The organism is Pedobacter sp. BAL39 (genome assembly GCF_000170795.1).
Lineage (GTDB): Bacteria > Bacteroidota > Bacteroidia > Sphingobacteriales > Sphingobacteriaceae > Pedobacter.
In genome coordinates, this window is the sequence record NZ_ABCM01000013.1 from 1 (window position 1) to 12,762 (window position 12,762).

At 45.0% G+C, this 12,762-nt stretch carries 6 protein-coding genes; all 6 read right to left on the reverse strand.

Annotated features, from left to right (window positions below):
- Positions 1–3,216, reverse strand: a 3,216-nt coding sequence (locus PBAL39_RS16275) for a SusC/RagA family TonB-linked outer membrane protein (RefSeq protein ID WP_039866883.1), incomplete at its 3' end; no start/stop codon positions are given.
- Between the two features lie 132 nt (positions 3,217–3,348).
- Positions 3,349–4,335, reverse strand: coding sequence for a FecR family protein (locus PBAL39_RS16280; RefSeq protein ID WP_008243456.1), 987 nt, complete (start codon positions 4,333–4,335; stop codon positions 3,349–3,351).
- A gap of 264 nt (positions 4,336–4,599) precedes the next feature.
- A complete protein-coding gene (locus PBAL39_RS16285; protein ID WP_008243457.1) occupies positions 4,600–5,184 on the reverse strand; it encodes a sigma-70 family RNA polymerase sigma factor in 585 nt (194 codons plus the stop codon).
- Between the two features lie 398 nt (positions 5,185–5,582).
- Entirely contained in the window at positions 5,583–7,649 is a 2,067-nt protein-coding gene (locus PBAL39_RS16290) for a glycoside hydrolase domain-containing protein (RefSeq protein WP_232282972.1), read from the reverse strand.
- Between the two features lie 143 nt (positions 7,650–7,792).
- On the reverse strand, positions 7,793–9,427 hold the full coding sequence (locus tag PBAL39_RS16295) for a RagB/SusD family nutrient uptake outer membrane protein (RefSeq protein ID WP_008243459.1): 1,635 nt from the start codon (positions 9,425–9,427) through the stop codon (positions 7,793–7,795).
- 39 nt (positions 9,428–9,466) lie between these two features.
- Positions 9,467–12,715 carry a SusC/RagA family TonB-linked outer membrane protein gene (locus PBAL39_RS16300; RefSeq protein ID WP_008243460.1) on the reverse strand — a complete coding sequence of 1,083 codons (3,249 nt, stop codon included), beginning with the start codon at positions 12,713–12,715 and terminating at the stop codon, positions 9,467–9,469.
- Between the last annotated feature and the right edge of the window lie 47 nt (positions 12,716–12,762).

The window sequence follows — 12,762 nt, forward strand, 5'->3', positions numbered from 1 at the left end:
ATTACGCCCCACAAAACTGAGTGTCGCTCCCTTCACTACATTGTTGAATAGCTTTCCAGGAAAGGTGTAACCCAGCATTACCTGACGAAACTTAATAAAATCAGCATTGTTCACAAAGGTTCCGGAAACATTGTCGGCCAATGTTCTATAATATTCAGATGCATCGGCACCCATGCTTTCCCTGTTGACGAGCGTGCCCTGGTGGAGTCCAAGTACATATCCGTAATAATCAGTTGCCGAGAAGATCTTTGCTCCAAACTTACTGTCGATCAGGAAAGAGAGATTCAATCCTTTGTAGCTAAACTCATTGTTCCAGCCGGCCACGTACTTCGCGTAAGCAGAGCCATAGGGCTTCAGCTCGCCGCGTGCAGGCCTTCCATTCGCTTCCAATACGACATCACCATTGGCATCATACTGGTAATCGAATGCCATCACCTGACCAAATGCTTTTCCGACAATGGTCTGTGTAAAGGCATTTCCAGACCTTGAAGTTGCTCCCGGCAACGAGGTCTGTCCTTCAGCAAGCGAAAGGACCTCATTGTTATTGATGGAGCCATTCAGTGAGGTCGTCCAGCTAAAGTTTTTAGTCTTCACTGGCGTACCTGAGATAAGGGCTTCAATACCTTTATTCTGTAGCTCACCGATGTTCAGGATGGCCCCTCCATAACCTGAGGTTGCCGAAGCCGGTGCCTGTACAATCTCGTCTTTCGACTTTTTATTGTACCAGGTAAGGTCCACAGAAATGCGGTTGTCGAGAAAGCGCAGCTCTGTACCAATCTCAAACTCGGACGCAATAGATGCCACCAGTGAACTATTGGGAATATACAGATTGGAGATTACTCCAAGAGGGAGCCCATTCAGGTTGGTGGTATTGAAGCCGTAAGCCAGCTGCGTCTGGTAAGGATCTGTAGCCTGGCCCACCTGTGCAAAACCCGCCCTCAGCTTACCAAAGCTCAGCCATTTCTCCTGCACCAGCTCTGAAAACACAAAGGATCCGTTCACCGATGGATAAACGGCATTCAGCGGGTTGTCCATTCCAGGGGTAGCCAGCGTTGAATACCAGTCGTTACGCACCGACCCGCTCAGGTACAGAAAGTTTTTATAACTCAGGTCCAGTGTACCATAGATGGAAAGCACCTCACTCTCGCTAGGGGTGAACACGGGCGTGGTCTGCACGGCCGCGTTTGAGATCGTATATACATAAGGAACCGAAAAATTACTGCCGTTAAGCTGGAACATTTCCGACTTTGTCCGCCTGTAACTACCTCCGATGTTGGGTGTGATGGTAAAGTCACTTACTGCAAAGGCCTTCCCCATCAGAACATCGGTATTGATGTCCGAGAATTTCGTAGTAGACTCCTGAATGGAGCCAAGCGGACGATAAGCGGTACCTGTAGGAACAATAGCTGTATACCTGTCATTGTATGCATCGCGTCCCGCACGCCCCTGCAGAAAGGCACCATTGTCGAAATTATAGCGCAGGCTGATGGACGACAGCAACCGTTCCCTTTTGGTATCGTTTACAAACTTCCGAGCAGCAAACCAGGGATTAGTGGCGAAGGTGTTACCGGAATAGGCATACTCTGTGCCATTGTCATTGACCGTTTTTTCCAGTGTGTTCACGTCCACGCTGGTGGGCAAGAGCGTCACATTGTAGTTGGAATTTCCTGCGCCATCGCTGAGGAAGGGCCGGTTATCCGCCTGCTCCAGGATGTAGTTGGCACGAGCATCTACTGTAAGGTGTTTGTTGATGTTGTAATTGCCGTTCAGCGCAAAAGACTGTCGTTTTAAACCCGACTCAGGTGTGATGGCCTTATTGCGCAAGTCGCTTCCGGAGAACCTGACAGAACCGCCGTCGAAACTCTTGTTAAAGGCCAATGTGTTGGTGGCGGTACTACCAGTGCGATAGAAATTTTCAATATTGTTTTTTTGCGCAGTGTATGGACGCGCAACTCCGTCGAACTGAACAACATCAGTTCCATCCAGCAATCCTCCCCAGCTGGACTGTCCCGCCTGGAAAGCAGCATTAGCTGTAGCTGGCTTAATGCCATTTGCACCATTTCCATAAACATACTGCCAGTCGGTCATGTCCATCACCGTCTCCATTACGTAGTTGGAATTGAACTCTATGGAGTTGCCTTTTCCGCTTTTTGTAGTGATCAGAATTACCCCCGCCTTGCCACGGTAGCCATATAAGGCTGATGCCGCAGCACCTTTCAGTACCGATATCGTCTCAATATCATCCGGGTTAAGGTTACCAATGGCATCACCAAGATCTGGAACATTGTCCCACTGACTGCCTAAAGAGCTGTTGGGCTTATTTTCCATCGGGATACCATTCACCACATAAAGCGGCTGGTTGGTCTGGGAGATGCTTGAAATTCCCCGGATCACGACATTGGAAGAGGCTCCGACCCCGCCGGCAGTAGCGTTCACATTCATACCCGCAACCTTTCCTACCAGTGCATTGGCAATGTTATTCTCCCTTGCCTGTGTCAGCTCGTCACCTTTCACTTCTGTCACCGCATATCCCAGAGCTCTTCGTTCCTTTTTAACACCGAGCGCAGTAACTACAACCTCGCTTAAGGCCCTGGAGTCTTCATCGAGGAGAATGCTGAGTTGCGCTGGATTGGTAATGGTGACCTGCTTCGTGGCATATCCCAGATAGCTCACCACTAAAATATCACCGATATTGGCCTCAATACTGAATCTGCCACTGCTGTTGGTGGTTGTCCCGACCTGTGTTCCTTTCAGCAGGATACTGACACCGATCAGTGGCTGTCCTGTTGCATCCCGTACTACACCATCGATCTTGATCCTGCTGAGTGCTGAGCCACCGGATAAATTCAGGTTGGGCATGCTCGCCGCATTTTCTGCCACGCCGATGTAGTTACCTACCATCTTAAATTCCAGCATGGTTTTCTCACGCAGTGTTTTCAAAACCTCTGTCAGCTGCTCTTTATTAAAATTCAGCGTCAGCACCGGTAGGCTGCCCAATACAGCCTCATCGTAAACAAAAGTCACATTTGCCTGTTGCTCGATCCGCTTAAAGACCTGCTTGACGCTCGCCTTCACTACTTTAAAACTCATTTCCTGGGCATTGGTGTGGTTCGCCATCAGGAGTGTGCTACAACACACTTGTATGCCAATGATAATTGTAGAAATGCGCATGCATTTTCGGAGTAAAGGCAATACTTTGCCGTAAAAATTCGTCATATTTGTTTTGGTTTAATGTTTTAAACTACAGCCAGCTGTGTATGGGTCTCAAGCATGTATACAGTGGCTAATCTAATGCCGGGAGCATTTCCTGTTCCCGGTGTTTTCTTCCCTAGCTGCTAAGGAGAAAGGTCATTTGCTGATCTTTATGCTGTCATTGTTTTTTTCATATTTGAAGTGTTTGGTAAAGGATAGGATGTTCATGACGTTATCCAGATGCTGATCTCCAAGGGTAATGGAGATGCGCTCCTCCAGTAATGCAGGATCTTCAGCGGTAATCCGGACCTTATATTTCTTCTCGAGCACCTGGAATACATTCCCGAGGGTCTCCTGTTCGAAAACAAGCTTGCTGTTACACCAGGCATTTACGGCAACCTCAGGAGCTTTTGCCTTGATCAGGGTATGTTTCAATTCCGCCAGCACCACCTGTTGTTTCGGAAGCAGCATGACTGCCGGCTGTTGTTTTTTGTCTTTCAGAGTAATACCCACCTTTCCTGTTACTACGCTGACTTTCGTTACCTTCTCTTTTCGATACGCGCGGACATCAAAAGAAGTACCTAGCACGACCACATTAAGACGGTTTGTTTTGACGATAAATGGATGTTTAACCCGATGAACCACCTCAAAGAAAGCACGCCCGTCCAGTAAAGTCACGGTTCGGTTTTTCTCATCAAACTTTTTTGGATATTTGAATACAGAACCCGCATGCAGCCATACCTTGCTGCCGTCAGGAAGGATAAGCTCCATAATTTTATCTGCAGATACGCTGACTTGCGCTACACTTGACTCAGCTACAGGTTTTGCAAAACGTAACCAGCCAAAAAACACTATACAGAGCACTGCCGCAACCGCAGCAGTCGACCTAATGACTGTCAGCCCCCCATACTTTCGCCACTCATTGGTTGTTCCGCCCTTCTCCTCAGCATACATGTTTTCCCTGAGCTTTCCAAGTATCCGTTGTTTGACATCGTCCTCCGTTTCGGGTACCCTGGTATACACATGCTCCACCCAGCCTTCTTCCGTAGTGTCGTACCAGCTATTGAGCAACTGCTGCTCTTCCAGACTAGCCTCGCCATCGAGGTATTTCTGTGCCAGCGCTTTTAGTTCTTCTTTTTCCATCTGCCTCTTAATATGCTCATTTTTTACATAGAGCCTATCCGGCACAAAACACCCTTAGTCGAAAATGAAAAAAGTTTTTCTTTTAGTCTTTTCATCATTTGCGATCTGCAATACATCTCCTTAAGGACTTTCATTACGCTGCAAAGGCATCGTATGATCATTACAATGGCCTTGCAAACAATACCGCAGTACATTATTGCCTCGTGAAAATGTAAAAATCAATAGCTACTGCCTTGTAAAAATCTCATAAAATCGCGAAATAGATTAAGACTTACGGGACAATTCCTCCAACAAGAGCATCAGCACCGTAACATCTCCAACGTTTGCACGGATAATGCGCAATGCCTTTGTCAGATGTGCTTCCGCAGTCTTTTCAGAAATGTTAAGTTTGATCGCTACATCAGCCAGAGACTGATCCATGAGTTTATTATACTGAAATACCAGGCGGCATTTCTCTGGAAGTCTGTTCGACAATCCGGTGATGATTTCCAGCAGGATTTTATTGTCGAGGTCACTTTCTTCCGTGGCAGTAGCCATCTTCAATGCCACAGCCTGCTCCCTTTTCCTCGACAGCTGCATTTTAGAAAGATGCCGATATACTGCATACCTCGTCATCGCCGCAAGATAGGCCTGAATGCAGGCAATATTCAGCTGTTCGCGCTTCTTCCACAAAACCAGGAATACTTCCTGCACAATCTCTTCTGCAGCATCAGTATCCTTCAGCAAACGGTGTGCAACATAATAAAGTTTATCCCAGTAACGGTTATAGAGTTCATTAAACGCCAGTTCCTCGCCGTCTTTGAGCAGCTGGATGAGATCTTCGTCCGGAGTTTGATGGTTAGCGTTCACGTTTTGGCAGATGGTTAGGTCTTAAAACGAATCTAACATAAAAATAACGAAAAGTTTATTTAAAAAATAAGTTTTTGTATCAAAGTAGACCGTTTGTCCATTTTTAACATTCGGGACTGGTTTTTATTTCCGAAAACCATATAAAACAGCAAAAATCAAAAGCATCACATCAACTTATTGCCTTAACACCGTTTCATGCATAATAAGAGATTTAAAAAGACAATGAGAAGAATACCGTTTTGGATGAAATCAGCTTCAATCCATAAAAAACTGCAGTCCAGAGGAATGGTTGGCCAAATATCTGGCTCAACACAAAAAACTACTTCCTTATAAAACAAAAAAAGCTGCTTCCTGATTAGGGATAGCAGCTTTCTGATGATAGGGATGGTAAGGATTATTTATTCCGCAGCGTTGATATCGGATACCCATTGGTTGCCGGCACCAAATTTTGCATCAGCAGTAGCTGCTGCTTTGATCACGAGTTGCCCGCCGGCTAGGATTTCCTGATGCGTCAGCCAGGTTCTGTCCAGGGCTTTCCCATTTAAGGAAACTGCTTCAATATATACGTTCTGGTCGCTGAAGTGCTCTACTTTGATCTGTAATGGCTTTGCTCCTGATTTGATGGTCACAGATTCAAAAAGAGGAACGTTGAGGTAATAGATCGGTGTTCCAACACAGGCAGGCTGGATTCCCATTGCAGTCAGCACAAACCAGCCGGACATTGCTCCTGCATCATCATCCATGGTGCGGACAAAGGCCTTCGGTTCATTTTTATAAATCCTGTCTATGAAAGAGCCGACCCCACGACTGTTGTCGTTGAAATAATGCTGGATCACGGTATCTAAAGCCAGCTTATGTACCAGCGACTGGTATTTCCAGGGTTTGGCACTGCCATTATACAGCTCCTGTGTCTGCAGATCGGGCTCATTCGCTTTATTAAAATAGTCATTGTCAAAAAAGTCGTCCAGCTGCTCCGTGAATGCCTGAGCACCACCCGTCAGCTCAACCAGCCCCTTCACATCAAAAGGAACTGCCCAGCGGTACTGTCTGATGGTCCCCTGGTACAGGCTGCGCGCACCCATACGGTCCACATCTTTCTTCGACAGATCTTTGAAGTCCTTGTCCCAATACTTCTTGTAATCCATCGCCATGGTCTTATATTTTTCGCTCATGGCCGCATCACCGGACAGTTTGAACATCCCCGAAACCGCCCAGAGGTCATATGAAGCTTCTAGTGATTTATCAGGTTTGCTGAAGTCCAGTCGCTGCACCTCGGCAAGTACAGAATCCTTGATGGCAGGGAAATCAATTTTATATCCTTTTTTCATGGCGTCATACAGGACTACCATGGCGTGCTCCGTCCTTACCGTATTGGAAGGTTCGTTAGGTCCTGCGTAATCTTTCTTTCCATAAGGATAAAGGTTAGCAATGGATCCTACGATATCGCCATAACGTTTAGGATACAATACCGATAACAGCGGAAGCTGTGTTTTGTAGTTGTCCCAGATTGCCCAGCCATTGTAACGCATTTCTTTGGATTTTTGCGTACTGCCATTGATGGCTTTGTAGGTTCCATCAGGCTCCGAGATCGTGTATGGCGACTGGATTGTACGGTACAACAGGGAATAAAAAAGTCTTTCACGCTCTGCATTACCCTTTACATCCACCGAGCTCAGCAGCTCATCCCAGGCCATTGCACTATTTTTCTTTGCCTCCTCAAAGCTGAGTTTCTTTTTTGATGCCTTTACTGCATATTCCGTTGAAACCGCAGAAATGTCTACACGCAGCTGAACAGCAGTTGCATCATCCGCAGGGACAGCCACCAGACGGTGCTCCCCAAGATCTTTCCATTTCACGGACTGGTTGAATGACAACTGATAGTAAATCCGGTAAGTACCAGCATGACAAGTGGTCTTCGCAGCCACCCATCCTTTGATCACATTGCCATCAATGGTATGCGACTCATCCACCAGGGCATTGTTAAAAGTATGCCCCAGATCAATGGAGAAGCCTTTTTTTCCGGCAGGCATGATATAGTCGTGCATAGCCGTCTGTTTATTCACCACAAAACCAGCTTTAATGCCATTAGTGAAAGCAATATCATAGTATCCGGGAGCTGCGGTTTCAGAAGCCTTGACTAGGGGAAGCTCGTCATTTTCCGCCCCCAGAAAAGGTTTAACCAGGATAATTCCACCGCTGCCCTGGCAGCCTACTCCCTCAAAGCGGTTGTGTGTGAATCCAAACACTTCTTTCGCCAGGTGTTCGTAACCGGTATGCGTCATCGGATAAGTCTGTGGGGCGATACTCAATGCACTGAAAGGATAAGAAGCCGCGGGCGACATCTGTCCGTGGTCCCCGGACGAACCGAGAAAGACGTTTACAAGCTTATCTTTCCCTGTTTGTTGTGCATAAATCGTTTTATTAACCAGCAACAATAAAAAAAAAGCCAGTAAACGTAAATTCATCTTTAACATAAAAAACATTTAAAATTTCATCTGTGTGTCAAAGAGAAGGGCCGTTCCTTCTTCACAGTAACGGCCCTTCATCTAATGAAACAAAAATCAGTATTTTAATGATAATACCTGATTATTTTTTGGTAACAAATGGGTTAATTAACATATCCCGGATTTTGTACCAGATTGGTGTTATTCGCCATCTGTCTGAATGGAATAGGATAGATTTCCTTATTCACATCATTGGTTGCAGTATTATGGTCCCACCATGTTCCTTTAATAAAACGGCCAAATCTGATGATGTCGGTACGTCTTTTACCTTCAAAGATAAACTCTCGGCCTTTCTCAGCGAGCAATTCATCCATGGTCAGGCTGGCTGCAGTATATTGTGCTGCTGGCCAATCTGCATCAGTAAAAGCTCTTTTACGACTTGTATTGATCAGGTCGACAGCCTCCTGAGTTGCTATGCCACCATTTTTGCGCATGATCGCTTCCGCTTTATCAAAGTAGATTTCTGTTAAACGGTAGATCATAAATTGATTTTCACGGTAATTAACGTCAGCAGTCCTTCCGGTTTTGTATTTATTAAAACGTGCCCCGCTATTCTCTTCTCCTTTAGTCATTCCTCCTTCAGAAGTAAGGTCACCTTCGCTTTCTCTTCTGATGGTATTCACATAGACAAAAGGTTTTCCATTGTATTCCTCGGAACCCAGGATTGGTGTGGTAGTGCCAAATTTGTACTGTGGACCAAACAAGAACCACTCTTTTTTGCGAAGGTCATTCTCTGGATAAGCATTGAATGCCGTAGGAATGACCACATAACCGTTGTTACCTACATAGGACACATCCAACGCCTCACTCATATTTGTGAAGCCCATAAGAACGATCCAATCCCACACGAAACCTCCCTTATTGCTATATGCATATTGAAACAAGGCTTCAGGAGCGGTTCTGTTGGTATTGGCAAAAGTTTCAGTAAGATTTGGAGCCAGTCGGGGAGTTCCTCCAAGTCCCCCTGCTGCACCGCTCATAATCTTATCGCAAGCAGCTATACATTGATCCCACATCGGCGTACCCGCCCACTTTTCTGCATTCAGGTATAATTCTGCAAGCATTGCATAGCCACCAGTCTGCCCGATACGTCCTACAAGTTTCGCTGAATATGGCGACAACTGTGGAACATAAGTTTCCAACTCCGTTTTTATGAATTCAAATACTTCCTTACGTGGTGCCGTCGGAGGATTCTGAGGAAGACCTACCTTGGTGACAATTGGAATATTACCCCATAGATCCATCAGTTTCATATAATGAAAACCTCTGAGCACATGCAGTTCTGCAAGAATTACTTTCAACTCGGCAGGATCCATACCGATGGCAGCAGCATCCAGCTTTTCAATATCTTCAATGGCGGCATTGGTGTACCCCAATCCGGTCCACATGCCTGCCCAGGCATTTGTCAACCTGTTTTCATTGATGGTCCAGCTATGGTAATGCTGTCTGATGTGATCACCATTGTCATAGGCGTGACGACCTTTCTGGGGCCATGCCAACTGATCTGCAGACATCTCAGCATGATAATAATAACCGTCCCCGCGAATTGGTGCCAGCCATGATTGAAGGTGTGTCATCGGGCGCATTGCACCCTGTAATACTTCAGTTCTGTTTTTATAAAAGTTGTCTTTGTACAACTCGCTATATAATGTTTCATCCAGCTTGGTGCAGGCATTCAATGTCGACAATAATGTAAACACGCTGAGCAGGTATGCTGTCTTCTTGATGTTGAATTTCATTTTAATTTTTTTATTTAGTTGTGCTAAAGAAAATGCTGATTAAAAGCCGATGCTTAAGCCGGCAGTCCATGATCTTGTTCTTGGATAAAAACCTCTAGAGTCTACACCAGTCTCAAAACCGGTGTCCTGAAGCTCCGGATCAAGACCATCATAACCTGTGATGGTGAGGATGTTACGTCCTGAAACATACAGTCTCATATTTCTAACGTAACTGGTTTTTAGCTTGAAATTATAGCCAAGTGTAAGGTTATCCAGTTTTACAAAATTTCCTTTTTCCAGATAATAATCGGAATATTGCGGAGCTGCATTCAAAGCACCGTTTTCATTAAAGGCACTGTTAAATACGTTGTTTGGCAAATAGCTTTTGTTTCCGTAAAAGATCTCCTGAAGATTCAGGATATCAAAAGAAAACTTACCTCTCAGCAAGATATTGAGGTCAAAGTTTTTATAACGGAAAGTCTGGTTTAAACCAACATTATATTTTGGAACACCATTTCCGATGATGGTCTTATCTTCCTCTGTCATTTGTGCTGCTTCAGCTACCGAGCCATCGGCTTTGTAGAACAACCATGCTCCGGCGTCGTTGAATCCAGCGAAACGCTTGCCATAGAAATTTCCGATTACACCATCTTCATCCACACGGATGGCAGGTCCCATAGCCCCTGGATTCGGAATGTCTGCATAATATAAGGTGGATGCTTTAAACACATCATTGGTTAATGACTGCAGTTTATTAAACTGTGAATTGGCCGTCAAATCAATACTCCATGTAAAATCCTGCTTTTTGATAGGAACACCGCTAATCAACAACTCCACACCGTGGTTCTCAATGGTACCCACATTGGTAAAAATTGTTGAACGTACATAACCCGGTTGTTGCGCAGTGTACTCAAGGAGCAGATCTTTGGTTTTTCTTTTGTAAACATCCACAGCTCCTGAAAGTCTATTGTCAAAAAGGCTGTAGTCCAAACCAAAGTTCCATTCCATTTTTTTCTCCCAGCGAAGGTTAGGATTAGGGTTTCTGCCGGCACCATAAGTCTGATAATAGACACCTTCCTGTGGATAAACCCCACCGGTACCAAGTGTAATCAGCGACATGTAGTTTCCAATCCCCTCATTTCCAGTCACGCCATAACCTACACGAAGTTTCAGGTTGTTAATCGCCTTGATGTCTTTCAGAAACGATTCTTCACTCAGTTGCCATCCTACTGATGCTGCCGGAAAGTTTCCCCATTTGTTGTTCGTTCCAAACCTTGAAGATCCCTCGCGACGTAGGATCACCTGTGCGAGGTACTTGCCCTTAAAGGCATAATTCGCACGACCAAAGAAGGCAATCAATGTATTGTCATCTTTAAAACTTCCAATACCTGGTCTTGGCAAGGCTATATTATTATTAGCTCCGCCAGCACCAAGGTTCCAGTCCAGGAAACCATCCGTTGTTAATCCATTATTGCTCACATTAAACCGCTCCGCAGTATTGTACTGATAGCTATAACCCAGCAAACCAGTTAAGTTGTGGTCGTTGTTAATTGTTTTTTTGAAATTGATAGTAGACTCAAAGGTTTTGGTCCAGGAAAGCGAATTTTCTTTGCTCGCGTATGCCATTCCCTGATAACTGCTCTGCGGACGTTGATCCCAATCATTTTTCGAACGGAACTGCCTGTCATTGTAGTTATTGCGTTGATACGACCCAAAGGCAGATACCGAGATTTCATCAATGACGTCCACTGTGACACGTGCATCTCCCGAAAAAGTCTGCTGATTTCGTTCATTGATGCGATTGGCAAAACGTGCAATAGGATTATAGCGGTCATTCAGTTCATTCCATGTCCCATCAGGCTTTACTAAAGGAGATGTTGGATTCCAGATCACGGCCTGTTCAAAGTCGCCGCCACCTCCACCTAAAAGATTGGCTTTATTAAAGTTAGCTACCATATTCACCTGAAGGGTCAACCTGTCTTTCAACCCTTTTTGATTCACGTTAATACGTGCACCAAACTGGTTTCTGCTATTTTCTTTTGCAATACCCTGAAAATCGTTGATATATCCTGAAGCCCTGTAGTTTGTTTTATCAGTTCCGCCGGATACCGCAAGGTTATGGTACTGACTAAGGTTGTCTTTGTTGATGAGTTCATCATAAAGATCTGTAGATCCACCAAAATCCTGAGCTGCATTAATCTGCCCTGAAGCAATCCTGCTTCTCCATTCATCAGCAGAAAGGAAATCTGGTTTTTTATCTACAAAATCTTTCTGGAAATAGTTGTTGTAGTCGAATTTACCTTCCCCAGCCTGTCCTTTTTTAGTGGTAATCAAAATAACACCCGCATTACCCCTGGTACCGTAAATCGCGGCAGCGGACCCATCTTTCAGCACATCGATCGACTCAATATCATCCTGTTGAAGCAGATCCAGGTTACCGCCCGGAATACCATCAATGATGATTAAAGGTGTTGTTGTTCCCTTAATGGAAGTAATCCCGCGAAGCTGGATTGCAGCACTGGAATTCGGATTGTTCCCTTGAGTTCTGGTGATGTTCAGACCAGCTACTTTACCCTGGATCAGGTCCATTGGCGACCTTGCCGACCCCTTGTTGAAGTCCTCGGCTTTTAATGTAGCAACCGAAGAAGTTACCTCTTTACGCTTCTGCGTACCGTAACCAACTACAACGACCTCATCCAGCTTGCTCAGCTCATCTTTCATTGAAAATGCAATCTGTACAGTTTGCCCTTCAGCAACGACTACACCCGTTTTACGCTGTGTCGCAAATGAAATGTAAGTAACTTCAACCGTATAGGTACCCGGAGTAACGCTGATGCTAAACTTACCATCAGCATCTGCACTTGCCGTCCTGTTCAGTTCCACAATCTTTACACCTGCACCTACCAATGGCATCCCCTGTTCATCGACAATGCGTCCGTTAATTTTTCCCGGAGCCTGCAACTTGAACAAAGTAATGACACCATTGCTCTCCTGAAAACCGATCTGGTTTGGCGTAAGCAGTGTAGACAAGATATCTTTTAATGTTGCCTTCTCAAATTGTACTTTGTTCAAAACAATTTTGTCAAGTTTCAGGTTGTCTGTAAAAGCGAAATAGATTTTCTCTTTAGACTGTATTTCCTGGATCAGGTCATACAGATCTGTTTTCTGATAGGATACATTCAGGCGCTTTTGAAGGAGCTGACCCCTGGATATCCCGGCCCATAAAAATTGGGAAGCTGCAACAGTGATTAAACTGATGATGAGTGTAATACGCATAAGCTTCTGCAATAGCAGTAATTTGTGTTTCATTTATAAATTTGGTTGCATCCACATCTATTTCAAGCCTTTGATTTGAG

Excerpts from the sequence above, each read along its gene's own strand:
- PBAL39_RS16290 (WP_232282972.1), bottom strand. The coding sequence starts at position 7,649 with ATGAATTTACGTTTACTGGCTTTTTTTTTATTGTTGCTGGTTAATAAA.
- PBAL39_RS16295 (WP_008243459.1), bottom strand. The coding sequence starts at position 9,427 with ATGAAATTCAACATCAAGAAGACAGCATACCTGCTCAGCGTGTTTACA.
- PBAL39_RS16280 (WP_008243456.1), bottom strand. The coding sequence starts at position 4,335 with ATGGAAAAAGAAGAACTAAAAGCGCTGGCACAGAAATACCTCGATGGC.
- PBAL39_RS16300 (WP_008243460.1), bottom strand. The coding sequence starts at position 12,715 with ATGAAACACAAATTACTGCTATTGCAGAAGCTTATGCGTATTACACTC.